At 53.9% G+C, this 25,185-nt stretch carries 21 protein-coding genes and 1 tRNA gene; 8 read left to right on the top strand and 14 right to left on the bottom strand.

The window, feature by feature from the left end; genetic code table 11:
* The 4 genes from gspN to gspE are packed head-to-tail and all read left to right on the top strand — an operon-like array spanning position 1 to position 5,527.
* A complete protein-coding gene (gene gspN / locus ACYQ8U_RS16900) occupies positions 1-885 on the top strand; it encodes a type II secretion system protein GspN (protein WP_459946734.1) in 885 nt (294 codons plus the stop codon).
* Positions 886-891: 6 nt separating this feature from the next.
* Complete coding sequence (locus ACYQ8U_RS16895) at positions 892-1,545, top strand: type II secretion system protein N (RefSeq protein WP_459946733.1); 654 nt, start codon at positions 892-894, stop codon at positions 1,543-1,545.
* 41 nt (positions 1,546-1,586) lie between these two features.
* Positions 1,587-3,830, top strand: a complete 2,244-nt coding sequence (gene gspD, locus ACYQ8U_RS16890) for a type II secretion system secretin GspD (RefSeq protein WP_459946732.1) — start codon at positions 1,587-1,589, stop codon at positions 3,828-3,830.
* A gap of 11 nt (positions 3,831-3,841) precedes the next feature.
* Positions 3,842-5,527, top strand: a complete 1,686-nt coding sequence (gene gspE / locus ACYQ8U_RS16885) for a type II secretion system ATPase GspE (protein ID WP_459946731.1) — start codon at positions 3,842-3,844, stop codon at positions 5,525-5,527.
* Here the strand turns inward: gspE and ACYQ8U_RS16880 are convergent.
* Genes ACYQ8U_RS16880 through ACYQ8U_RS16850 form a run of 7 tightly spaced genes read right to left on the bottom strand, consistent with a single transcriptional unit; the run spans position 5,524 to position 12,198 of the window.
* Positions 5,524-6,441, bottom strand: a complete 918-nt coding sequence (locus ACYQ8U_RS16880; protein WP_459946730.1) for a selenium metabolism-associated LysR family transcriptional regulator — start codon at positions 6,439-6,441, stop codon at positions 5,524-5,526. The two genes, gspE and ACYQ8U_RS16880, sit on opposite strands and share 4 nt — an antisense overlap.
* Positions 6,442-6,475: 34 nt before the next feature.
* On the bottom strand, positions 6,476-7,390 hold the full coding sequence (cysK, locus tag ACYQ8U_RS16875; protein WP_459946729.1) for a cysteine synthase A: 915 nt from the start codon (positions 7,388-7,390) through the stop codon (positions 6,476-6,478).
* Between the two features lie 45 nt (positions 7,391-7,435).
* Complete coding sequence (locus ACYQ8U_RS16870) at positions 7,436-8,413, bottom strand: serine O-acetyltransferase (RefSeq protein ID WP_459946728.1); 978 nt, start codon at positions 8,411-8,413, stop codon at positions 7,436-7,438.
* A gap of 21 nt (positions 8,414-8,434) precedes the next feature.
* A complete protein-coding gene (gene metW, locus ACYQ8U_RS16865) occupies positions 8,435-9,064 on the bottom strand; it encodes a methionine biosynthesis protein MetW (protein WP_459946727.1) in 630 nt (209 codons plus the stop codon).
* The gene (metX, locus tag ACYQ8U_RS16860; RefSeq protein WP_459946726.1) at positions 9,051-10,208 is read right to left on the bottom strand and encodes a homoserine O-acetyltransferase MetX; all 1,158 of its coding nucleotides are present in this window, start codon (positions 10,206-10,208) and stop codon (positions 9,051-9,053) included. The genes metW and metX overlap by 14 nt, the downstream gene beginning before the upstream one ends.
* 26 nt (positions 10,209-10,234) lie before the next feature.
* Entirely contained in the window at positions 10,235-11,515 is a 1,281-nt protein-coding gene (locus ACYQ8U_RS16855) for an O-acetylhomoserine aminocarboxypropyltransferase/cysteine synthase family protein (RefSeq protein ID WP_459946725.1), read from the bottom strand.
* 44 nt (positions 11,516-11,559) lie between these two features.
* Positions 11,560-12,198, bottom strand: coding sequence for a tetratricopeptide repeat protein (locus ACYQ8U_RS16850; RefSeq protein ID WP_459946724.1), 639 nt, complete (start codon positions 12,196-12,198; stop codon positions 11,560-11,562).
* A gap of 452 nt (positions 12,199-12,650) precedes the next feature.
* Here ACYQ8U_RS16850 and ACYQ8U_RS16845 point away from each other — a divergent pair, with 452 nt between their 5' ends.
* Positions 12,651-15,188, top strand: coding sequence for a glycogen/starch/alpha-glucan phosphorylase (locus ACYQ8U_RS16845; RefSeq protein ID WP_459946723.1), 2,538 nt, complete (start codon positions 12,651-12,653; stop codon positions 15,186-15,188).
* Positions 15,189-15,295: 107 nt separating this feature from the next.
* Here ACYQ8U_RS16845 and ACYQ8U_RS16840 read toward each other — a convergent pair.
* Positions 15,296-15,371 (bottom strand) — tRNA-Cys (locus ACYQ8U_RS16840).
* Positions 15,372-15,436: 65 nt separating this feature from the next.
* On the opposite strand from ACYQ8U_RS16840, the gene rnc reads away from it, so the two are divergent.
* From rnc to ACYQ8U_RS16825, 3 genes are read left to right on the top strand one after another with little or no spacing between them, the layout of a single operon-like run.
* Positions 15,437-16,162, top strand: a complete 726-nt coding sequence (rnc, locus tag ACYQ8U_RS16835; protein ID WP_459946722.1) for a ribonuclease III — start codon at positions 15,437-15,439, stop codon at positions 16,160-16,162.
* Positions 16,163-16,169: 7 nt separating this feature from the next.
* Positions 16,170-17,168: an elongator complex protein 3 gene (locus tag ACYQ8U_RS16830; RefSeq protein WP_459946758.1), complete on the top strand. Its 999-nt coding sequence runs from the start codon at positions 16,170-16,172 to the stop codon at positions 17,166-17,168.
* The gene (locus ACYQ8U_RS16825) at positions 17,155-19,140 is read left to right on the top strand and encodes an ABC-F family ATP-binding cassette domain-containing protein (RefSeq protein WP_459946721.1); all 1,986 of its coding nucleotides are present in this window, start codon (positions 17,155-17,157) and stop codon (positions 19,138-19,140) included. The genes ACYQ8U_RS16830 and ACYQ8U_RS16825 overlap by 14 nt, the downstream gene beginning before the upstream one ends.
* 51 nt (positions 19,141-19,191) lie before the next feature.
* Here the strand turns inward: ACYQ8U_RS16825 and ACYQ8U_RS16820 are convergent, their stop codons facing one another.
* Genes ACYQ8U_RS16820 through ACYQ8U_RS16795 form a run of 6 tightly spaced genes read right to left on the bottom strand, consistent with a single transcriptional unit; the run spans position 19,192 to position 25,149 of the window.
* Positions 19,192-20,352, bottom strand: a complete 1,161-nt coding sequence (locus tag ACYQ8U_RS16820) for a hypothetical protein (protein ID WP_459946720.1) — start codon at positions 20,350-20,352, stop codon at positions 19,192-19,194.
* A gap of 5 nt (positions 20,353-20,357) precedes the next feature.
* A complete protein-coding gene (locus tag ACYQ8U_RS16815) occupies positions 20,358-21,785 on the bottom strand; it encodes a TIGR01777 family oxidoreductase (protein WP_459946719.1) in 1,428 nt (475 codons plus the stop codon).
* Between the two features lie 14 nt (positions 21,786-21,799).
* Positions 21,800-22,501, bottom strand: coding sequence for an ABC transporter ATP-binding protein (locus tag ACYQ8U_RS16810; RefSeq protein ID WP_459946718.1), 702 nt, complete (start codon positions 22,499-22,501; stop codon positions 21,800-21,802).
* Positions 22,501-23,250, bottom strand: a complete 750-nt coding sequence (locus tag ACYQ8U_RS16805; protein ID WP_459946717.1) for an ABC transporter ATP-binding protein — start codon at positions 23,248-23,250, stop codon at positions 22,501-22,503. The genes ACYQ8U_RS16810 and ACYQ8U_RS16805 overlap by 1 nt, the downstream gene beginning before the upstream one ends.
* Positions 23,243-24,238, bottom strand: coding sequence for a branched-chain amino acid ABC transporter permease (locus tag ACYQ8U_RS16800; protein WP_459946716.1), 996 nt, complete (start codon positions 24,236-24,238; stop codon positions 23,243-23,245). The genes ACYQ8U_RS16805 and ACYQ8U_RS16800 overlap by 8 nt, the downstream gene beginning before the upstream one ends.
* Positions 24,235-25,149, bottom strand: coding sequence for a branched-chain amino acid ABC transporter permease (locus ACYQ8U_RS16795; RefSeq protein ID WP_459946715.1), 915 nt, complete (start codon positions 25,147-25,149; stop codon positions 24,235-24,237). Before ACYQ8U_RS16795 ends, ACYQ8U_RS16800 begins: the two co-directional genes overlap by 4 nt.
* Between the last annotated feature and the right edge of the window lie 36 nt (positions 25,150-25,185).

The following is a 25,185-nucleotide window of genomic DNA, read 5'->3' as shown; positions in this document are numbered from 1 at the left end:
ATGGTTCACTCTGTCTTCTCATTACGATCTTTGATGTATGTGGCGTATGCAGTTATGCTGACTGCCCTGTTGTTGTATGTGCGCTTTCCAGGTGAAAAATTTAAAGATTATTGTGAAAAACGTATTGAACGATTACTGCCCGGCAGTGCGTGCACGATAGAAGAAATAGCCTATCGTTTTCCATCGTCCGCAGCCTTGGCAAAGATACACATCACACGGACCATCGACGGGCAGGATAATGACATGATTGTCGAGCGTCTATCGATTACGCCCGAACCTCTGCAATTCTGGCGCGCCTATACGCTCCACGGCGAGATGTATTCCGGCTCGTTTACCGCGAGCCTTGATGTGGATTCCAGGAGACAACAATTTCATCTGAGGGATATTCACGTCGAAGGTCTTGAGGTGGAAAAACTTGCCGAAAGTATAGGCCTTGCTGACAGGAAAATTTCCGGTATTTTCGCATTCAAAGGTAATTATCAGGCAGCAAGCAACCAGCCGAGTGACGGTGTCGGCACAGGCGACGTCGAGGTGGTCAGCGGCAGTATAGGCCTCCTGCAGCCGATTTTAGCGCTTTCGACAATTGAATTCGAAAAGCTTATAGTAGGCGTGAGTCGGCAAAATGGTGTTATTCAGTTTATCGATGGAGAGCTTCTTGGCAAGGAAATTTCCGCTGACTTCGCCGGGGAAATGCGCTTGACCTCTCCTCTGTTGCAGAGCAGCATCCTCCTTAATGGCCATTTGGCCCCCGATGAAGTTTTTTTAAGGAACCACCCCAGGGAACAGCAGTTTGTTCAGCGCTTACTACAACGATACAAGGTGACGGTTCTGCCCTTTAAAGTGGGTGGTACCGTGCAAAGCCCGTTATTCAGATTCAGCACGTGATACCTTATGGCAGCTCGCATAACTGATATATTTCCTTTCCTTCTTATTACCTTGTTGTGCGTTGGCATTGTTGAAGGAGGATATCAGGCACTTGAATATTTCGTTCTGCAATCTCCTGTCGAAGAGGCGGCGGTACCTGCTACCGTTTCGGTGGAAAAGAAATCGATGGTGAAGGATGCACAGCAAAAACCGCTCGACTACCGGGTTATTTTGCAAAGAAACCTGTTTGGACCACCTCCCGGAGAAGGTGCGCCGGCAACGACTGCTGCCCCGGATGTGACCGAGGATATTCAATTGACAAGTTTGAATATTGTCTTGATGGGCACAATTTCAGGCGGAGATGGTGTCGATCGGGCCATTATTTTGGATCAAACCAGCAAAAAACAAGAATTGTATGAACAGGGTGATGTCATCCAGGGGGCCATGGTCAAAGAAATTCTTCGGGGAAAAGTCATTCTCTTTTATAATGGCAAGGACGAGATGCTTGATATGAGCGAGGCGGCCAATGTGCGACCAGCTTATGCGGCCCCCGCTGCACAACCCGGAGCAGTCCGGAATGGGCCGTCGTACCGACCGGCAGTGTCTCCTGGTGGGACACCCAGAAGAGTTATCAACAGACCAAGAACTATTCGGCCGTCGCGAACTTTGAGGACGGAATGAGCAAGAGAGATAGCAAACATGAAAACCAAGGTGAATTTTATATGAACTCATTGAAACGTTCGCTCATTGGCGGGGTTATTTTCTGTATGTGTTTTATACTCAACGGCAGCCTCGAAGCGGCAGAGTCACCCCAGTCAGTTGCCGGGGCAGACTCAGGTGGTCAGAGATTCATTACCATTGATTTTGACAATGTCGACATTCAACTGTTTATAAAATACATCAGTGAGCTCAGCGGTAAAAACTTTGTCGTCGACAAAGCCGTGCAGGGAAATGTGACTATTCTTTCTCCCTCGAAAATTTCCGAAGAAGAAGCCTACAAAGTTTTTGAGTCGGTACTTGAGGTGCACGGCTATACCACCGTTGAGGCCGGCTCGGTGATAAAAATATTGCCTTCAGCCCGCGCCCGGTCGCAAAACCTCGAGATGCATAGTATGTCGTCACCGGGTACCCCTGCAGACAAGGTAGTAACGCAACTCGTCCCTTTGAAATACAGCTCTCCGGATGAAATGAAAAAGGTGCTGGCCCCACTGGTTTCGCAAACTTCGGTGCTTATTTCCCATGCGCCGTCGGGCATGTTGATCATCACCGAGACCAGGTCCAATATCCAAAAACTACTGAGTATCATCAAGGTCCTTGATGTTGAATCAAGAGAGTCTGAGGTGGCATTTGTTCCCCTGGTCAACGCTTCAGCAGACGCAGTTGCCAAGATTTTGACCACCGTCTATCAAAAAGGCTCGGCAGTGCAAAGGGCGGGAGCCCCAAAAGTATCCGAAGATTCCATAACGGTGGTGCCGTATGACCGGGTCAATGCGCTGATTGTTCTCGCCAACGGCAGCGATATCGGGCGGGTCAAAAGTCTCATCAAGGTACTTGATACGGAGGTGCAGCGAGCCGAAGGCAATATTCATGTCTATTATTTACAGAATGCAACTGCGGTGGAACTGGCGAAAGTACTCAATGATCTGCCGGATGAGCCGGCAAAGGATGGCGCAGCACCAGGGAAGGCAGCGGCAATTTCCAAAGACGTCAGGGTCATGGCCGATGAGGAAACGAATGCGCTGATCATTCGGGGCACCAAGGATGAATATGCCGTGCTGGAAGATGTGATCAGACAACTGGATATTCCAAGAAGGATGGTCTATCTGGAAGCCCTTATCATGGAAGTGGATGCCGACAGAACCTTTGATGTCGGGGTTGAATGGGCCGCTGCTGGAACATTTGACGACGGCACGGGAAAGTTGCTCTCCGGGTTCAGCGGGTCGGAAGGTTTTAATCTGATCAACGGCGTCGGCGAAGACGAACCCCGTTTGCCACCGGGTTTTTCCATGGGAATACTCAAACAAGGGCTCAAGATAGGAGGGGTTACCTTTGCAGATATCGGGGCGGTGGTAAGAGCATATAAATCCGACTCTGATGTTAATGTCATATCCACTCCTCAGATTCTCACCATGGACAATAACAAAGCTGAAATTTCCGTCGGCGAGAACGTCCCTTTTATTACCAGTCGCAATACCTCCGTCTCCGAACAGGATTATACCCAGTACGAATACCGCGATGTGGCAACGAAGTTGTCAATTACGCCGCATATTAACAGAGCCGATGCCCTGCGTCTGGAAATTGAAACCGAAGTAGTGCGGTTAAAAACCGCCACCGACACGCCGACCACCTTTAAACGGACTGCCTCAACAACAGTTATCCTCAACGACAAAAGTACTATCGTCATAGGGGGCATAATTGGTCATGATGCGACGGAAGATGATTGGAAAGTGCCGATTCTTGGCGATATTCCATTGCTTGGGTGGTTTTTTAAAACCCACACGACCACCAGCAGAAAAACGAATATGTTTATATTCATTACGCCTCGTATTGTCCGTAATCCCGCGGAAATTGCCGCCGTTACGTTGAAGAAAGAAGACGAAATGAGCATGGTATTACCGGCAGTACAGCAGGAACTGCACAAGGAAGAGAATCTTGAGCACGCGATGAGCCTTACTAGAACAGGATATGAAAAGCTGCGGGCTGAAGAACTCGAGGCGGCCAAAGACTATTTCCGTGAAGCCCTGGTCATTGATCCGGTAAATCCGTATGCCCTGATGAATATGGGGGTGATTTATGAGAAAGAGGGACAGCCAAAGCAAGCCGTAGCGATGTATCGGGCGGTGGTTTCCGGCCCTTCACAAGCCGTTGCCGAAGGCTCCGGGGATTCGCAGAAAGGTGGTGTGCCTCTGAAGACCTTGGCCCAGGAAAATATCGAGAGAATTCTTAAAACGAGTGGAAAACAATAAGCGACACAGGCATGAAGAAATTTGGTGAAATATTAATTGAGGAATTTGGTCTGGCCTCAAAGGCTCTTGAAGATGCCCTTCAGTCGCAAAAAGAGGGTGGCGACCTTATCGGAGAGATACTCGTTAAAAATGGCGAACTCGACGAGTTTACCGTCCTGCAGGTACTCGGCATGATGTTTGACATGGAGGTTCGCAAATCCTTACCTGCCGATTTTAAAACCGATTTCACCGACCGGGTTTCCATCAGTTTTCTCAAACTGCACAAAATAGTGCCGATTGTCACTGCCGAGGAATCATTTTTTGCAACGAATAATCCGAATGGTTTTCAAGCCCTTGATGACCTGCGGAGAATTCTTGGCAACGACAGCTATAAAACCGTTCTGGCTCCTTCCCATCATATTCTCAATGCCATCAATTTTGCCTATGACATGACCCAGACCTCGGCGGATGAGGTGATGCAGGATATCGATGATGAAGATCCGGAAAGGTTGTTTTCCGAGATCGAAGAGATTGGCGATCTGCTTGACGATACCAGCGATTCTCCGGTAATTCGCCTGGTCAATTTGATGTTTTCCCAGGCGGTGCGCGATAATGCCTCGGATATCCACATTGAGCCCTATCAGAACAGCCTGAAGATACGGCAGCGGCTCGACGGTATTCTGCACGATATGTTGAGTCCCCCGAAACATGTGCAGTCGGCGCTGATTTCCAGGGTGAAGATCATGGCCAAACTGAATATCGCCGAGAAGAGATTGCCGCAGGATGGCAGGATCGAATTGAAAATCGCCAACAAGGAGATTGACGTACGCGTCTCCACCCTGCCGACCGCTTTCGGCGAACGTGTGGTCTTACGGCTGCTGCGTAAATCGACGGTGATGATTTCGCTGACGGATCTCGGCATGCCCGAGGACAGGTTCATTCCCTTTGAACAACAGATCAAAGCGCCAAATGGCATTGTCCTGGTCACCGGTCCTACCGGCTCGGGCAAAACCACCACCCTTTATGCCGCCCTTTCGTCGATTAACAGTACGGATATCAACATCATCACCATTGAGGATCCAATCGAATACCGCATCAATGGTATTGGCCAGGTGCAGGTCAACCCAAAGATTGACCTTACCTTTGCTTCCGGCCTCAGGTCCATCGTCCGGCAAGATCCGGATGTCATCCTTGTCGGGGAGATACGTGACACGGAGACAGCGCAGATTGCCATCCAGTCGGCATTAACCGGCCATCTGGTTTTTTCGACGCTGCATACCAATGACTCGGCCGGGGCGATTACCCGGCTGCGGGATATGGGCATAGAACAGTTTCTCATCGCTTCCTCGGTAAATGCTATCCTGGCCCAGCGGCTGGTGCGTATCATCTGCCCCCACTGTAAAGAAGCGTACACCCCCACGCCGGAAATGTTACAGAGGATTGGCATTGATGAGCGAGAGAGTCATGGCCATAAAGCATTCCGGGGCAAAGGCTGTGCAAAATGTTATCACACAGGGTATAAAGGTCGCTGCGGCATTTTTGAACTGCTGCTGATGACCCAGGATATGAAAGCCCTGGTACTGAAGACGTCCGATGCCAACGAGATAAAAAGGCGGGCCATTGAAAACGGGATGATCTCCCTGCAGAAAGACGGGGCAATGAAAGTTCTGCAGGGAATCACCACTATTGAAGAGGTGTACCGGGTCTGTCAGTCTTAGCTTGAGGGGGTGCCTTCGGCGGTTTTTACAAGTCTCGTCAGCAGTTCCTGGTAATGATGAGGCAATGTTCTCCTCGCCTGAGTAACCACATAGAAATTTCTTTTCATCGTCAAGCCAGGGATATGAATCTCCCTGATTTTTCCACTCAACAACTCATCCTGAATGGCGTAACGGGAGATCACCGAAACCCCCAGGTTGGCTTTTATTGCCTCTTTCACCGCCGCACTGGAGCCAAGGGTGGCACAGATATTCAACTGGTTGAGGGTCTTATTCTGCTGGGCCAGGAGGGCTTCGGTACTTTTCCTGGTTCCTGAGCCGCGTTCCCGGACGATGAAGGGGAGCCGGCCAAGCTCTTCCATGGAGATTTCGTCGGCCACCGTATTGCTGCCTGCCGCAGCGAGGATCAGTTCATCTTCGGCAAACGGCTGGTAGTGCAGTTTGGCCCTGGCGATTTTAGCCCCCACCACGCCGAGAAGCAATTCGTTGCCGGCGACCGCCTCAATGATCTTCGTCGAATCGGTGATGCGTATTTCAAAAGAAATTCCCGGGAATTCGTTTTTAAAGGAAGCGGCGATTACCGGCAGGATATAGACCCCGGGAATCGTGCTGGCGCCGATAATAAGTTGCCCGGAAATAGTCTCTCGGGCGGCGGAAATTTCCTCCTCGAGGCTTTGCAGATCCTCTAAAATAGCCATTGCCCTTGGGTAGAGAATTTCTGCCTCCGGAGTAGGCAGAATCGATCTGCCCAGGCGGTCAAAAAGTTTGCAGTTGAGCCGGGCTTCCAGGTTCTGCATATGCTCACTCACCGTTGGCTGGCTGGTATAGAGTTCTTCGGCGGCCTTGGTAAAACTCCGTGTTTTATAGACGGTGACGAATATTTTAAGATGTCGAGTTTCGATGGTTGGTTTCTCCACTGGTATGATTTGCTTAAAACAACAACCTCCTCTCCTAAAGCAGCAATGGAGTACTTAAATACCTCTCACCGGTGTCGGGCAGGATAACCACAATAGTTTTGCCCTTATTTTCAGGACGCCTGGCGACTAAACGAGCGGCATAAGCTGCGGCACCGCACGATATTCCGCAGAGTATGCCTTCGCTGGTCGCTAATTCTCTTGCCGTTGCAAAGGCATCGTCATTGCTGACGGTGATGATCTCGTCAATAATGTCCCTGTTTAAAACAGCAGGAACAAAACCCGCTCCAATACCCTGGATCTTATGCGGTCCCGGCTTGCCGCCGGAGAGGACCGGACTATCCTGCGGTTCCACGGCGATAGTCTGCAGGGCCGGGTTTCTCTGTTTGAGCACTTCCGATACGCCGGTGATCGTGCCGCCGGTGCCGACGCCGGCGACAAAGAAATCGATTTTACCGTCGGTATCCCGCCAGATTTCCTCGGCGGTAGTTGTGCGGTGGATGGCCGGGTTGGCGGGATTGCCAAACTGGTCGGGAATAAAGCTGTTCGGTGTTGTAGCATGGATCTCTTGTGATTTGGCAATCGCTCCTTTCATCCCTTCAGCAGCTGGAGTCAGAACCAGTTCTGCCCCCATGTGCGTCAGGAGTTTTCTACGTTCAATGGACATGCTCTCCGGCATAGTGAGGATCAGACGCAGCTTTTTATGGGCGCAGACAAAGGCCAGGCCGAGGCCGGTATTGCCGCTGGTCGGTTCAATGATTGCGGTATCCTTATTGATAAGACCGTCTTTTTCTGCAGCCTCGATCATCGACACGGCGATGCGGCATTTTACGCTGCCCATGGGATTACGCGATTCCTGTTTGCCAAGGAGCATGGCGCCGGAGTCGGCCGAAAAATTGCCAAGGGTCAGCAGGGGAGTATTGCCGATGCTTTCAAGTATAGTCTGGGCCATGATGATAACCTCTTTAAAAAATCGAATTTTTTACCACGCCATCAATTAGTGGGAGTTGGTGTAGATGAGCTCCGGTCGTTTGAGCAGCACCTTGGTGCCGGTGGCCACGCTTTCCGTGAGCCAGATATTGCCGCCGATAATTGAACCTTCGCCGATAATCGTCTCCCCGCCGAGAATAGTGGTGTTGGCATAGATGATGACATTGTCCTCTATGGTTGGATGGCGCTTTTTATTGCGCATTTCTTCTCCGGCATTGCGGGGCAGCGACAGGGCGCCGAGGGTAACTCCCTGATAAATACGTACATTATCGCCGATTATGGTGGTTTCACCAATGACCACCCCGGTACCATGATCGATAAAAAAGTTTGAGCCGATGGTCGCACCGGGATGGATGTCAATGCCGGTCAGGCTATGGGCATACTCGCCCATGATGCGGGGAATGATCGGCACCTTGAGCAGGTACAGTTCATGGGCCAACCGGAAGACGACTGTCGCCAGCAGTCCCGGATAACAGAAGATGACCTCGTCCGGGCTTTTTGTCGCCGGGTCCCCGCGCAGTGCCGCACGAATATCGGTTGCCAGAATCGCCGCAACTTTAGGCAGGGATTCAATAAAAGCCAAGGCCATTTTATGACTCTGCGCCTCGCAATTGGTACAGAGCCGATCATTTCTACGGCAGTCATGGCGGATGGCCATGACGATCTGCTCGGCTACCTTGTCATAGAGATCGGTGGTCTTTTTGCCGATATAATATTCCAGGTTGGAGGCATGCAGTTTGGTATGGGAAAAGTAGCCGGGAAAGAGGATGCGCCGTGCCTGCTCGACAATCTCGATGATTTTCTCCTGGGAAGGAATGGACACCGGACTGATATGTTCATAGCACTCTTTGGTGCTCCACGAAGACAGCAGTTCCGTGACCACCCTGGGCACCTTGTCATGCTGACTGCAACTGGTGACCTGGATGTGATCGCACAGTTCGGGGATCGATGCGGCATTACTCAACGAAAGAATTTTCTCTGACATGGCTTTTTGCTCAGTTAAGTGTTATTTCCTGATTTTTTCAATAATGTAAATACCGTACGTTGCCCGGAGATCACTAAAATAGCGAATAACAGAGCCTTCACTGTTGGCCGGGTTGGTACGGATGGTAATTTCTTTCAAGATATTATAACCAACATCGCGGGAAAATTTCCTGAAATCCTTTAAGGTGATCACCCGAATATTCGGCGAATCGTACCACGAGTAGGGCAGCTGGTCGTTTTTCGGGGCAACGCCTTTGTATAAAAGCTGCAGTCGAATAGTATAGTGACTGAAATTCGGGAAACTGACGATCACTTTTCTGCCGATTCTGGCCAGGGAGCAGAGCAGCCTTGCCGGCTCAAACACCTGCTGCAGCGTCTGGCTGAGAATGACATAGTCGAAACTGCAGTCGGGGTAGTCTTCGACCTCTTCGTTGAGATCGCCCTGCAGGACGCTGAGGCCGCGGCTGATACAGTGCGCCGCCTTTTTCTTGTCCTGTTCGATGCCGGTGCCGACAACATTTTTGCAGGCGGCCAGCCAGGCCAGCAGATCCCCGCTGCCGCAGCCGAGATCAAGTACCCGGCTGCCGGGCTCGATCATCGAGGCAATGATGCGCAGGTCAAAACGGATATTGTGCGATTCAGGAGATACCATCGAGAAATCCCCCGATCAGCCTGGTGAACCGTTGGTCCGGGATGAGAAACGCATCGTGGCCGCAGTCCGCTTCAATTTCACAAAAACTGACATTTTGCCCGCAGCGCTTGAGGCTCTGCACCAGTTCTTTCGCCTGATAGGTCGGGTAAAGCCAGTCGGAGCTATAGGAGACGACGAGGTATTTAATTTTGCTCGCTTCCCCCCCCTTGGTGAATCCGGGCGTGCAGATCTGCTCGACTACATCGAAATAGTCCGAGGCCTTGGTGATGTAGAGCACGGAGTTGGCGTCAAAGCGGTTGACGAATTTGGAACCCTGATGATGCAGATAGCTCTCCACCTGAAAATCACCGTCGAAGCCGAAGGAGAAATTGGCCTTGTCCTGCAGTCTTCTGCCGAATTTTCGGCGCATGGCCTGGTCCGAGAGATAGGTGACATGGCCGATCATCCGGGCCACCGCCAACCCCATATCGGGTTTGGGTCCGCCGTAATAATTGCCTTTTTTCCAGTTGGGGTCGGCCATGATCGACTGCCTGGCTATTTCGTTAAAGGCTATGGCCAGGGCCGAATGGCGCATGGTGGTGGCAACAGGCACCGCTGCCCGGACCATTTCCGGAAAACGGACGCACCATTCAAGCACCTGCATGCCGCCGACGGAGCCGCCGATGACGGCGAGCAGGCGAGAAATGCCGAGATGATCGATCAGGGCCTTTTGGGCAACCACCATGTCGCCGATGGTCATCATCGGGAAGTCGAGGCCATAGGGTTGCAGGGATTCCGGGTTGATGGAACTCGGTCCGGTTGAGCCCATGCAGCTGCCGAGGATGTTCGAACAGACGACGAAATATCGGTCGGTATCAATGCCCTTGCCGGGACCGACGAGAAAATCCCACCATCCCGGTTTGTCGTCGGCGCTGTCGCCGGCATGATAGCCTGCGGCGTGGGCGTCACCGGAAAAAGCATGGGTCAGCAGGATACAGTTGTCCTTCTGCTCATTGAGCCTGCCGTAGGTCTCGAAGGCGATGGTTACCGGTCCGAGCCTGGCCCCGCTCTCGAGAAGGAGTTTTTCGGGTGCTTCGGCAAAGGTAAAATACTTCGTTGCAACGATCCCGACAGAACTCTCCCGGCTGGTTGTCGTTTCAGTCATTTGGTACCTTCCCCAAGCTAAGCCTCCTACGCTGCTGCACAGGCCAGCGCCTGCTCAATGTCCGCTTTAATATCATCGATATGCTCGATGCCGATGGAGAGTCGAATCTGCCCCTCACCGATATGGCACTCTTGCAGCTGCTGCGGCGATAACTGCGAATGGGTGGTTGATGCCGGATGGATGGCCAGCGACTTGGCATCCCCGACGTTGGCCAGGTGGGAGATGAGCTGCAGGCTGTCGATAAATTTCCTGCCGGCCTGCAGGCCGCCTTTGATGCTGAAACCGACCATGCCGCCAAAGCCGTTGCGCAGATATTTCTCCGCCAAATCGCTGCCGGGCGAGCCGGGCAACCCGGGGTAGTGCACCCAGTCGACGCCGGGGTGATCATTGAGGTACTCGGCTATCTGCCGACCATTTTCGCAGTGGCGTTCCATCCTCAGGCTGAGTGTCTCGATGCCCTGCAAGAAAGACCAGCAACTGTCCGGGCTGATGCTGGCACCAAGATTTCGCAGAGGCACCAGCCGCATCCGCAGGGCGAAGGCAACGGGGTTGAGATCCCCCAGATCATGGGCATAGCGCAGGCCGTGGTAGGAACCATCGGGCTCGTTAAAAAGCGTGAATTTCGGATCCTGCCAGTTGAATGTACCGGCATCGATAACGATACCGCCGATAGCGGTGCCGTGGCCGCCGATCCATTTGGTCAAGGAATGGACGACAATATCCGCGCCATGGTCAATCGGGCGCAGGATACAGGGCGGCGTAAAGGTCGAGTCGACAATGAGCGGCAGGTTATGGTCCCGGGCGATTTTCGCCAGGGCCTCGATATCGGTCATGTTCAGTGACGGATTGCCGAGGGTCTCGCAATATATTGCTCTGGTCTTGTCGTTTATCGCTGCGGTAAAATTATCCGGGTCGGCAGGATCGACCATCCGTACGGTGATGCCGAGCTGCGGCAGGATGGTGTTAAATTGCACATAGGTGCCGCCGTACAGGTTGTTGGCCGAAACGATTTCGTCGCCCTGTCCGCAGATATTAATTATGCTGTAGAAAATAGCCGATGTGCCGGAGGCCAGTGCCAGTGCCGCCGCGCCGCCTTCCAGCTGGGCCATGCGCTGCTCGAGCACGTCCTGGGTCGGGTTGCCGATCCGGGTGTAGATATTGCCTAGTTCCTTCAGGGCAAAGAGATTGGCCGCATGTTCGGTGTTTTTAAACATATAGGCGGCGGTTCGGTAAATGGGAACCGCCCTGGACAGGGTATCCTGGTCGATGCGCTGGCCTGCATGCAAAGCGAGAGATTCAAATTTCATAAAGGTTTCTCCTCTTATCCCGGCTGGCTGCCGGTTTTCCAGGCTTAGTTGGTTTTGCTCAGGTCCGCTTTGACTTGATCGACAAATTCGCGGATGGGTTGTCCGTTTGCCGTTTTTGCCTGGGGATTGATACGCAACAGCTCTTCCCACGAGGCAATGGCCCCGGTCGCATCATTGAGATCATTGAGCAATACAATACCTTTATTGAACCTGGACGGTTGATGGCTGGGATCTTGCTGAATTGCCTGATTAAAAAGCTCTATGGCTTTTTCCGGTTGCTTGGTTCTGCGGTACATCACCCCCAGATCGGTGAGCAGGTTGGCGTCTGCGGTGTGAAATTCCATGGACTTGGTATACGCCGCAATTGCTTTTTCCGGTTGATTGCTGTCATAATAGAGGTGGCCGAGGCGAATCCAGCTCTGGAAATTTTCGGGATTGGCGGTGACCTCGGCCTCCAGATGAATAATCGCCTGCTGGGTTTCATCGTTTTGCGCCGCCGGCTGTTCTCCGGTGATCGCTGTCGGCGGAGATTCCGGCGAACCGCCTTTGTAGACGGTAAAAGCTATCCCGGCGAGAAAGCCGCAGACAAAAATAATAATAAAGGTGACCAGCCGTCCCGGTTGGTTTTTGCTGTCATTCTGTCGGGTTTTATCCTGATGTGCGGTGCTGTTCCTGTGTGCCATAAAGCCTCAGTTTCTTTCTGTTGATATTGCCGGGAAAAATTGTAACATTATCATCACGTGTTCCTGCAGCTCCACGCTCTTCCCACCATGCGGTTGTTGCTGCTTGCTACTTTATACCACTTGGTGGTAGGAGGTCCAGTGAAAATTGCAGGAAGAGTGCCGGTAAGAAGAGTCGCTGGGAGAAAAACAGTGAAATACCAGGCGATGATATGGCCAATTTCCTTATGTGCCTTATAATGCAACAGCATGTTGCTGTATTTTAGTGATTGGAAACCATCTCGGCTTCCTTTTTGTGTATCGGAATAGAACAATAGATATATCCGTTCCGGGTATTTGTCCAGTGTCCGGCACAAATCTCCGCAACCGAAAATGACTACATAAATTTACTGCGGATTGACCGGCGGCTGTCAGTCTGTTACGTGCTGTGCGCACTATCCTCTGGAGGATTTCATATGATGAAGGTGATGGAAAAAGTTGAAAGTCAGGTCAATCAGGGCGAAGACATCTGGCCGGCCGTGGCGTTTCCCTCAACCGTCAACGCCATAAAAGAGAACATCATCCACCATCTGATGAGTTTTCAGGGACGGGATCCTGAACGTTCGGGGGCACGCGATGTCTACATGGCCCTCGCCTATACCCTGCGCGATCTGATGGTGCAGAAATGGATTTCCACGCAAAAAACCTTTTACGCCCAGGAAAAGAAGCGGGTCTATTACCTGTCGCTTGAGTTTCTTATCGGCCGCTCGCTCGGCAACAGCATGACCAATCTGGGCATCCTCGAGGATGCCAAACAGGCTGTGGAAGAACTGGGTTTCGATATGGATGAGATACGCGATCAGGAGGAAGACGCCGCCCTCGGCAACGGTGGGCTGGGCCGGCTGGCTGCTTGTTTTATGGATTCCATTGCCACGCTGAAAATTCCTGCCTACGGCTATGGTATCCGCTACGAATACGGTCTTTTTTTCCAGAAGCTGGTTGACGGTTATCAGGTGGAGGGCCCTGATAACTGGCTGCTGAACGGCACCCCCTGGGAGTTTGAGCGTCAGGTGCCGGTTTTTCGGGTGCAGTTTTTCGGCAATGTCACCAGTTATCTTGATGAAAATGGCCGGTATCGCACCAAATGGATAAATTCCAAGGATGTCATGGCCAAGGCCAGTGATATCATGGTGCCCGGCTATAAAAACGATCATGTCATCAATATGCGGCTCTGGTCGGCCTTTTCTTCACGGGAGCTGGATCTCACCGATTTCAGCAGAGGGGACTATATCAAGGCGGTCGAATCAAAGGTGAGCTCCGAGACCATTTCCAAGGTCCTCTATCCGCCGGATCACAACTATGCCGGACAGGAATTGCGTCTCAAGCAGCAGTACTTCTTTGTCGCCGCGACCTTCCAGGATATCATGCGGCGGTTTAAGAAGAAGCATTCCGGCTTCGACAGATTTACCTCTCTGGTTGCCGTGCAGCTCAATGACACCCACCCCTCGATTGCCATTCCGGAACTGATGCGACTGCTCCTTGACCTGGAAGGGCTGGGCTGGGAAGAGGCCTGGGATATCACCGTCAACACCTTTGCCTTTACCAATCACACCCTGATGCCGGAGGCGCTCGAGCGCTGGTCGGTGGAAATGATGGGCCGGGTGCTGCCACGTCATCTGGAGATAATTTTCGAAATCAACCGCAGGTTTCTCAACGAGGTGGCGCAGAAATATCCGGGCAACGAGCGAAAGCTGCGGGAATTCTCGATTATCGAGGAAGGTCCGGTGCAAATGGTCCGCATGGCCCATCTGGCCATTGTCGGCAGCCATAGTGTCAACGGCGTGGCCGAGCTGCATTCGCAGTTGTTGAAAGAACGAATTTTTCCAGGCTTCCATGAATTTTTTCCCGGTCGGTTTAATTCGAAAACCAACGGCATCACTCCGCGGCGGTGGCTGCTCGATATCAATCCTCACCTGGCCCATCTGATCTCAACGAGGATAGGAGCCGGCTGGATTACCGACCTCGACCAGTTGCGCGAGCTCGAGTCCTCTGCCGATGATGCGAAATTTCGCGCTGAATGGCGGGACATTAAATTAAAGAATAAATCTCGCCTGGCGGACTATATCAAAAAGAAGTGCAAGGTCACCGTTAATCCGCTGTCCATGTTCGATATCCAGGTGAAGAGGATTCATGAATATAAGCGGCAGCTGCTCAATGCCCTGCATCTGATCCACCTCTATCAGCGGATAATCCATGGCGAGGTGGAGAATATCGCCCCGCGCGTTGCCGTCTTTGCCGGAAAGGCCGCGCCTTCCTACTGGCGGGCGAAGCTGATTATCAAGCTGATCACCTCCATCGGTGATGTCGTGAATAAGGATCCCCGGGTGAGGGATCGACTGAAGGTGGTTTTTCTGCCCAACTACAATGTTTCCCAGGCGGAAATTATTATGCCGGCGGCGGATCTTTCGGAACAGATTTCTACTGCCGGCACGGAAGCGTCGGGCACCGGCAATATGAAGTTTGCCCTGAACGGCGCGCTGACCATCGGCACGCTCGACGGGGCCAATATTGAGATCCGCGAGGAGGTTGGCGAGGAGAATATTTTTATCTTCGGCATGACCGCCGAGGAAGCGGAGTTTGAGCGGAAAAATGTCAGTCGTACGCCCTGGCAGGTCTGTCAACGCAATGAAGGTATAAAAAATGTCATTGATTCCATTGCCGATGGCTCTTTTAGTAACGGTGACAAGGAACTGTTCAGGCCCCTCGTCGACAGCCTGATGGACAAGTACGATCCCTACCTGCTCCTCCTCGATTTTGAATCGTATATCGACTGTCAGAACCGGGTCAATGATGCCTTTCTTGATACCGATACCTGGACGCGAACCGCGATTCTCAATGTCGCGAGAATGGGTAAGTTTTCCACGGATCGAACCATCAAGCAGTATTCCGAGGAGATCTGGTCTATCCCAGTGAAATCGCGAGATGTCCCGCGGCCGCTTGACCATCCGGCTTGACCTCGAAGGGAATATCGTGTATTTACAGGCGGCAACACCAGGCAACGCCAGTGGAAATGAAAAAAGGGATGACAGATTAATATAATCTGTCATCCCTTTGAAATTGCTGGAGGCGGCGATCGGAGTCGAACCGATGAATAATGGTTTTGCAGACCACTGCCTTGGCCACTTGGCTACGCCGCCCTTCGTTTAAAGGACATCTTTATACCATAGCAGAATTTTTTAACAAGGAAAATGTTTATATGGGTATGGATATTGATTCGCTGGTGCGCATCAACAAGGAACAGCTGAGTACCTTGGAGAAAACACTCGGCTATCGCTTTACCGATCTCCGCCTGCTGCAGAAGGCGCTTGTTCACTCCTCCTATGCCTTTGAACAGGCGCAGGGCGGAAATGATAACGAAAACCTCGAGTTTATCGGTGATGCCGTTCTCGATCTGGTTGTCGGTCATATTCTCTTTCACCGATATCGCAACATGCGTGAGGGGGAACTGACCAGGCTGCGCTCATCTCTGGTCAATGAACAGCATCTGGCCAAGATGGCACGAGCTATCGATCTGGGCAGGTATCTGGCTCTTGGCAAAGGAGAAGACGCTTCGCATGGACGCACCAAGTCGTCGATTCTGTCCTGTGCCTATGAGGCGGTTGTCGGCGCTATCTTCGAAGATGCCGGCTATCAGACCGTCTGCGCCTTCATCGAGCGCTTTTTCCTGCCGGAGATCGAGGGGAAAAAGGAAGAGCTGCTGCTCGCTGACGCCAAAAGCCGTCTGCAGGAAGTTTTACAGGAAAAATACAATGAGGCGCCAAGTTATCGGGTCGACGCCGAGGAGGGACCCTCGCACCAGAAGCTGTTCACCATTGCCGTCTGTTTCCGGGAGCAGGTGCTCGGCACCGGGCAGGCCGGATCGAAAAAGGAAGCGGAGCAGCGGGCGGCCACCGCCGCACTGGCAAGTCTCGACAGCATAAACGGTTGATGGGGTGATGCTGGTTATTCCGATTTTTATTCCCCACCGCGGCTGTCCGCACGATTGTCTGTTTTGCAATCAACAGAAGATATCCGGTCATGACCGGGAGGAAGCCAGGCCGTCGGTCGCCCTGACCATTGAGGTCTGGCTGGAACGGAAAAAAGATCGTCACCAGGTGCAGGTCGCCTTTTTCGGCGGCTCGTTTACCTGTCTGCAAAAGAGCGAGCAGGTGGCAATGCTGGTCGAGGTCCAGCCGTATATCGTGGCGGGAAAGGTTGACACCATCCGTCTTTCCACCCGGCCGGACTGCATCGATCCAGGCGTTTGTGCGCTATTGAAAGAGTATAACGTCGGGGTGGTCGAGCTTGGGGTACAATCGCTGAGTGATGCGGTGCTGCAAAATTCGCTGCGCGGCCATTCCGCCGATGCGACCCGCAATGCTTGTCGCCTGCTCAAGGCAGCAGGGATACAGGTCGGGCTTCAGCTCATGCCCGGCTTGCCGGGGGAAACCAGTGCCTCGTTTCTGCGGGGTATTGATGAGGTCATTGCCCTGCGGCCGTCCTTCGTTCGTCTCTATCCGGCCTTGGTGGTCAAAGAGTCCGGTCTCGAAAAATTGTACCATGACGGCCGGTATCGACCGCTTTCCCTCAAGAAGGCTATCGCCCTCACCGCACGATGTTACCAGAAGTTGACGGAGGCGGGAATCGGTGTGGTGCGGATGGGCCTGCAGCCTTCGGCGCTGCTCGAACAAAACGTCGTGGCCGGACCCTACCATCCTGCCTTTGGCGAACTGGTGCACTCAAGGCTCTGGCTGAAGAAGATACGGGCCGGACTGGCTGCGCTGGCTCCGCAGCAGAAACTGCTCATTCATATCTCGGAGAGGGATATGTCAGCGGCGGTCGGGATGAACAAACAGAACACCAAGAGACTGGAAGCACTCGGTTTTTCCGGTCGTTTTACAATTTTACCGAACAAGACTATGGCGCGGGGAAGTTTACACTATGTTGTCTGTTAATCATTTGGATATTCGATATGGCGAGAAGCATCTGTTTAAAGATGTTTCGATCCAGGTACACGGAGGAAATCGCATCGGGCTGGTCGGGGTGAATGGAGCGGGGAAATCGACCTTACTGAAAATCATGGCCGGCATATCCGAGACCGACGACGGGGTAGTCACCAGGGCGAAACATTTCACCATCGGCTATCTGCCCCAGGAGTCCTCGGAATTGTTTTCCGAGCGCTCCCTCTACGAAGAAGCCGAGACGGCCTTTGCCCCCCTGCTCGCCCTGCAGGCTGAAGCGGCACAACTCCATGAGCAGATGCGGCAAATGGATCCGCACAGCGAGGAATTTCAGACTATTCTGCTGCGTCAGGGCGAAATCCAGCATCAGCTCGACGCCAGTGACATCTATACCATTGGCGGCAAGATCGAAAAAATCCTCCTCGGCCTCGGCTTTCGCCGGGAAGATATGGAAAAACCGGTCAACGCCTTTTCCGGTGGCTGGCAGATGCGGCTGAAGCTTGCCAAGATGCTGCTTGAGGCACCGTCACTGCTGCTGCTGGATGAGCCGACCAATCACCTCGATCTTGACTCACTGACCTGGGTGGAGCAGTTCCTGAAGAATTACAACGGTTCGATGGTCATTATCTCCCATGACCGAACTTTTCTCGACAAGGTTACCGAAACAACCTGGGAGCTGAGTTTCGGCCGAATCGATATCTACAAGGGCAATTATAGTTACTTTATCAAAGAAAGGGCGGAGCGGCGGGCCATCGAGAAGGGTGCCTATGATAATCAGCAGGCGAAAATCAAACAGACCATGCGTTTTGTCGATAAATTCCGGGCAAAAGCGACCAAGGCCAGGCAGGTACAGAGCCGGGTGAAGCAGCTGGACAAACTGGAACGCATTGAACTGTCTGAAGAAGAAAGCCAGATCAGGTTTACCTTTCCTCCGGCCCCGCCGTCGGGCCGGGATGTGCTGACGGTGGATAGTGTCAGCAAAAGTTATAACGGCACCAAGGTGTTCAGTGACGTCGACCTGCTGCTTAATCGGGGCGACAAGGTGGCAATGGTCGGCGTCAACGGTGCCGGAAAATCGACCTTGCTGAAAATCCTCGCCGGACAGATTGCCCCTGATTCCGGAGAGGTCCGTCTCGGGTCGAATGTCCGGCTTTCCTATTTTGGTCAGCATCAGGCCCAGGAACTTTCGCCGCAACTCACGGTGCTCGACACCATGGCGCTTTCCGGCGAGGAGATGACCGTCACCCGAACCCGTTCCCTACTCGGGGCCTTTCTCTTTCGCGGCGAGGACGTCGACAAAAAAGTCTCGGTCCTCTCGGGTGGGGAAAAAAGCCGGTTGGCGTTGGCCAAAATGATCGCCAGGCCGGCAAACTGTATGCTGCTCGATGAGCCGACCAACCATCTGGATATGAGTTCGCAGGACGTCCTGCAGGAGGCGATGGCCCAGTACGACGGCACCATCGTCGTCGTATCGCATAATCGCTATTTCCTTGAAGGCTTTGTCAATAAGGTCCTCGAGGTCAAAGACGGCCATATTACCCTGTACGAAGGCAATGTCGCGGAATACCAGGCGAAACAGGAACTGCTGCGCGAACAGGAAAAAGAGCAGACGGCGGAGGCGAAGCAGGCCGGGGAAGATTCAGCCGGGAAAACGGCCGACTCGCCGGACAGCCGGAAGGAGCAAAAACGGCTGGAGGCACAGCAGCGACAGGAACGGAGCCGGCGGGCCGGTCCCTGGCTGAAACAGCTCACCGAGGCGGAAAAACAGGTGGAGTTCTATGAACAGCAGAAAGAGGACCTCGAGGCCCTGATGGCCGACCCCGAGCTCTATTCGGATGAGAGAGGCTGGCAGAAGACGAGCAAAGAGTACGAAGACTGCAAGCGCCGCCTTGCCCGCTGGTATGAATCGTGGGAAACCGCTCAGGAGAAAATTGACCGGATCGATGCTGAATTACAGCTGGGCTGATTCTCGGCTGTTTGTCATGGAACATGAACGGATCAATGCGCAGCACCCGGTTTAAAGATCTCCGTTAAGCGAGGTATCCTCCAGCGTCAGCACCCTTTGTTCCACGCCAACGACGCCGCTGTCGACCTGCCCCTGATTGAAAAGCAGGATAAAGAGCAGCCACCCATAGCAAATGATTGCCAGCACAGCCGCGACGGGAAAAAAATATCCCAGGGGACAGAGAAAGAGCACCGTCAGCCAGTGGAGCACGATGACTTTATGTGAATGCAGCTGAATGGGGAAGTCGCCATGCCGGCTGATAACCGCCAGCCCGCTGAGGTTCCAGCCATATAGGGCGGTAAAGGCGTGCAGTCTGAGCAGGGGCAGGCTCTCTGTCCGGTTGTACGCGTCGGAGAAGGCGAGAAATATATACAATATCCCGGTGATGGAGGTGATCAGTAAAAAGAGAATGCCGGAGGTGAGAAAGGCCTTCTGCTGCAGGCGGATGCCCTGGTACAGATAGAGGTAGAGGATCAGGGAAACTGCCAGGAACAAGGTGGAGGCAATAATTACCTGGGGGATAAACCAGTTCGCCAGGATGAACAGAAAGAAGACAATGACTCCCAGATTGATCACCCAGAATGACAGCTCCTTGAGAAAGTGATTCGGCGGGGTGCTGTGATTTTTCATGAGCGCAAAAATCACCGACATGCTGATCAGCGAGACCGGGAAGGAAAAACCGAGGAAAAAAGTGTCCAGTTTCAGCTTATCCAGGGTCAGCCAGTGGCCGAACTGGCTGTTGAGAATGGCCAGACTGGAGGTGAACAGGGCCAGTGAAAGGCAGAGGAGTGCGGCCTGATGAAATTTTCTCGACGTGCTTTCCCGGCCTGAGAAAAGGGCTTTGGGGAGACACCTGCCAAAATGGTCCACCCGGACTTTTTCGATAATCACCGCCAGCAGCAGGGGGATTATCAGGGTGGGCGCATACCATTCCATAAAGGCGCACAGGGCAAAGGTGAGAGACAGCAGTAAAAAGGCCAGCGTCTTTCTGCTCAGCCTGCGGCTGTCCTCGGTGAAGTAGACCAGCAGGGTGCCGCCGCTGCACAGATTAAAGAGAAAGATATGCAGTCGTTCAAAATTTAAAATTTCCGGGGCGATGAGATGATGGAGAAACCCACAGGTCATCGCCGTGGTCATTATTGTCCAGAGGGCTATTTTAAAGCACTGATTCAAGGTGGTTACACCGTTCTTTTATGATGCCTGATTATCTCTTGTGCCGGCTCCTTGCCGAGCAGACTGCGCAGCGCCGTCTCCAGGGTCGGATGGCGGAATAGGAAGCCGGAATCCTGCAGCTTTTGTGAAGAGACACGACATCCCGACAGTAATATTTCCGAGGCCATCTGTCCATAGATCATCTTTAAAAACCAGCCCGGCAGGGGAAAGAGCAATGGACGACGTATGACGCGGGCGATGGTTCGCATGAATTCGGCATTGGTCACCGGTTCCGGTGCGGTGATATTGACTGGGCCTTCCAGTAAAGGGCAACTGAGGCAGTGCAGCATTGCCGCGACCATATCATCTCTGCTGATCCAGCTGATATATTGCCCGCCGCTGCCGAAGCGGCGGATACAACCGAGAGGAGAATTGGCAAGTATGCGCTGCAGTGCTCCTCCCCGGGGCGTCAGCCCAATGCCGAGGCGCATAAAAACCGTGCGAATACCGGCGTCTCTCGCCGGTTCGGTGCCCTTTTCCCAGAGCCTGCAGACCTGTGAAATAAAATCGACCCCCGGCGGCTGGTGTTCGTCGATAAATTTCTCCCCGCCGTCACCATAATAGCCAATCGCCGAGGCACAGAGAAACACCTTCGGCGGCCTGCTTCGGGCGGCAAGGGTTTCGGCCAGGAGCCTGGTGCCTCGTACCCGGCTGTCGATCACCCGGCGTTTTTTCTCATCCGACCACCTTTGAAGACCAATATATTCACCGGCCAGATGGATAACCCCATCGATGTCCGGCAGGTCCCTTTCCTGCAGCAGCCCTTTGGCCGGATCCCAGAATATTTCGCCTTTTGCTGCATCGGCTCGCCGCCGCACCAGGGTAAAGACTTCATGCCCGCCGGTGGTTAACAGTGGCAGCAGGTCGCGGCCGATCACCCCGCTTGCCCCGGTGACGAGGATCCTGAGGGGGGTGGTGCTGCTGCGCCGATGCAGGCTGATATCCTCGCGCAGCACTGTCTGCCGGTAGCGGAAAAGCTGCTGTAAACTCCTTTCGACATGAGCCTTGATAAAACCCGGTAGCATACGATGCCCGGGCAGGGCGTATTCCAGCTGATCGTTTAATACGGCACCCTGCACGGAGTCGCGGAAATAATGCGTGTGCGACCAGCTGCCGAACGGGCCTTTCTCCTGGATGTCCCGGAACATTTTCCCGGCTACATTGTCCGTATGGCGGGCGCGAAACAGATACGGCAAGGGGCCGGCCTGCATTTTCAGCTCGACCATGCCTCCCGGCTCAATGCCGCCATGGTGGGCCATGACTGAAATGTTTTGCCATGGCGGCAGAAGTCGCTCCAGCGCGCCTTTCCTGCTGTGCCAGGTGTAGAGCTCTTGTGCCGAGCATGGATACTCCGACTGGAATTCAATACATGTTGACCCTGTATTTCTGTGCATTCCCGGCCGGCCTCCTAGACGCCTAAATACCTGGACCGCAACTGGGGCTTGCGGCGCAGTTCGTCGGTTCGGCCGTGCCAGACAATCGTCCCTTTTTCCATAATATAGTGATGATCGGCAATGGCCATGAGCGCGTCAATGTTTTTATCGACGAGAAGAATGGCGAGTCCTTTTGCTTTCAGTATCTTCAGCCCACGCCAGATCTCCTGGCGGATAAGCGGGGCCAGCCCTTCGGTGGCTTCATCGAGAATCAGCAGCTTTGGATTGATCATCAGTGCCCTGCCGATCGCCAGCATCTGCTGTTCCCCGCCGGAAAGCTGGTTGCCGTAGTTGTGCAGCCTGTCGCCCAGTCGTGGGAAAATGGTCAGGATATCATCGATGCAGTACGGCTGCGGCGAGCGCCTGAAGTTGGCCGCCGTGGCGATGATGTTTTCCCGAACGGTCAGATTGGGGAAAATCTGCCGTCCCTCGGGAACGAGACCGACTCCCAGGCGGGCAATTTTATAGCTCGGCAGGTGCTGCGTTTTTATGCCGGAGAAGCGGATGGTCCCGGAATGTACCGGGGTGAGCCCGATGATCGAGCGTATGGTCGTGCTTTTGCCCATGCCGTTCCGGCCGAGCAGGGTGACGACCGCCGATTCGTCAATTTGCAGCGAGACGCCGAAAAGTGCCTGACTTGCCCCGTAGAAGGTCGATATATTGTCCACCGTGAGCATCAACTCTCCTCGCCAAGGTAGGCGGCCCGGACTTTTGTGTTGCACCGTATCTCGTCAGGCGTGCCGGTGGCCATGTTTTCGCCATATACCAGGACCGTCACCTGATCGGCCAGGGAAAAAACCACCTCCATATCGTGTTCGATGAGCAGAATGGTCAGTGTGCCTTTGAGCCGGCGGATGAGTTTGCTGAGTTCGGCCGTGCCGCCGGGCCCCATGCCGGCCATGGGTTCGTCGAGAATCAACAGTTGAGGGTTGCCGACCATGGCCATACCCACTTCCAGCTGTCGTTTTTCGCCGTGGGACAGATGCGATGCCGGCAGCTCGGCTCGATGGAGCAGGTCAACCCGGGCCAGGGCCTTTGCCAGCTCTTTTTGCACCGGCAGCGACCTTCGAAAGTGTCGCAGAAATCTGAAATTGTGGCCGGAGTGGGCGCAGATGGCCAGGCTCATGTTCTCGGTCACGGTCAGGTTCTCGAAAATATGGGTGATCTGAAAGGATCTGCCGATACCCAGTCGGGCCCGCTGATAGGCTTTTTTCTTGGTAACGTTCAAGCCGTTAAAGAGGATGGTCCCCGAGTCGGGCAGCATGTCACCGCTCAGCTGGTTGACCACCGTCGTCTTGCCCGCGCCATTGGGGCCGATGAGGGCGTGGATGTCATTTCTGCGCACCGCAAAGGAGAGATCATTGGTCGCCTGGACGGCGCCAAACGACTTGCAGAGTGCTGTCACGGTCAGTATTTCGTCAGTCATCTCTGCTGTTTCCTCCGGCCAGCAGGCCGAAAAGGCCGCGTTTGGCAAAAACAACCGCCAGGATGAGCACCGGGCCCATATAGACCATCCAGTGTTCCGTGTACATGGCCAGCCCCTCCTCGAGCAGGAGAAAACCGGCGGCGCCGAGTACCGGGCCAAACAGGGTCCCGAGGCCGCCGAGGAGGACCATGACCATCAGCTCGCCGGAAAGGGTCCAGTGCATCAGGCCGGGGCTGACATATTCCGTTTGATTGGCCAGCAGGGCACCGGCGAGTCCCGCACCGCCCCCGGCGATGACAAAGGTGACCAGCTTGTAGCTGGTGGACCGGATGCCCAGGCCTTTGATCCTGCGCTCGTTGTTACCGGCCCCGCGGATAATGAGGCCAAAGCGTGAGTTGACCAGTCGGCAGGTAAAGAGGAGAAAGAGACCGAGGGCGGCCAGGCACAGATAGTAGAAATGCACATCATTGCCCAGGTCAAGTCCCGGCAAACTATTTCTCGCATACAGGGACAGTCCGTCATCCCCGCCATATTTTTCCAGCGAGATAAAAAAGTAGTAGAGCATCTGGGCAAAGGCCAGGGTGATCATGATAAAATGCATTCCCGTGGTGCGCAGGCACAGCGCCCCGATGATCAGTGCGGCAAAGGCGGCGACGAGGATGGCCAGCGGCAGGACAAACAGGCCGTTTTCACTGCCGGATAAAAGAAAAGGGACGGACAGAAAGGGCGTCGCCTCATAGCTATGAAAATGAGAGATGCCCACCACATAGGCGCCGATACCGATAAAAGCGGCATGGCCGAGACTGATCATGCCGCTGTAGCCGAGGAGCAGGTCGAGACTGACCGCGGCCAGGGCGTAGATGACAACTCTGCTGCCCAGCGACAGCAGGTACGGCTGGCCGGTAAGCTCAGCGACGACGGGCAGAAAAAAAAGCAGCAGGGCCCCCCCGCCGATTACGATGGTTTTTCGTGAGAGTCGGGACATCATGCGTGCGCCGGAAAGAGGCCGCGGGGTTTCCAGACGAGAATGGCGGCCATGAGAATATAGATTGCCATCGAGGCAAGAGACGCGGCAAGGCTGTCTGCGGTCGATGATTCGAGGACAAGTCGGAGCAGAGCGGGCAGAAAGGCCCGGCCAAGGGTGTCAACCATGCCGACCAGCAGGGCGCCGGCCACCGCTCCTCGGATCGAGCCGATGCCGCCGATCACGATAACGACGAAGGTCAGGATAAGGATACTCTCGCCCATGCCCGACTGGACGGCCAGGATAGGGCCGGCCATCACCCCGGCCAGACCGGCTAAAAGGGCGCCAAGGCTGAAGACCAGGGTATACAGCAGGTTGATATTCACCCCAAGTGCGCCGATCATCTCTCTGTTGGAGGCGCCGGCCCTGATTTTCATTCCCGCCCTGGTTTTGGCAAAGAGCAGCCACAAGGCCAGGGCGACGAAAAGGCCGACGCCGATCACCGCCAGACGATAGAAGGGGTAGGGCAGGCCGGGCAGGATTTCGATGTTTTGCGCCAACGGGCCGGGTACATCCATAAACAGCGGCTGCCGTCCCCAGATAATCAGTGTCAGTTCATTGAAAAACATGATCAGCCCGAAGGTGGCCAGCACCTGGTCGAGGTGTTCTCTCTTGTACAGGTGGCGCAGGATGACTACCTCGACAACGGCCCCGACCAGTGCCGCGGCTCCCAGAGCTGCCGGGATAGCCAGCAGGAACGATCCGGTTTTCGCCGCGACCGTCGCCCCGACATAGGCCCCGATCATATAAAAGGAACCATGGGCGAGGTTAATCACCTGCATGATGCCGAAGACCAGGGTCAGACCGGCGGACATCAAAAAGAGAGTGATGCCGAGCTGCAGGCCGTTGAGTAATTGTTCGATAACGAGAAGCATAATAAAAACGGGTCCCTCGCGGGACCCGGAAAAGAA

This window comes from Desulfocastanea catecholica, assembly GCF_054657295.1.
This window is presented reverse-complemented; position numbering and strand designations above follow the sequence as displayed.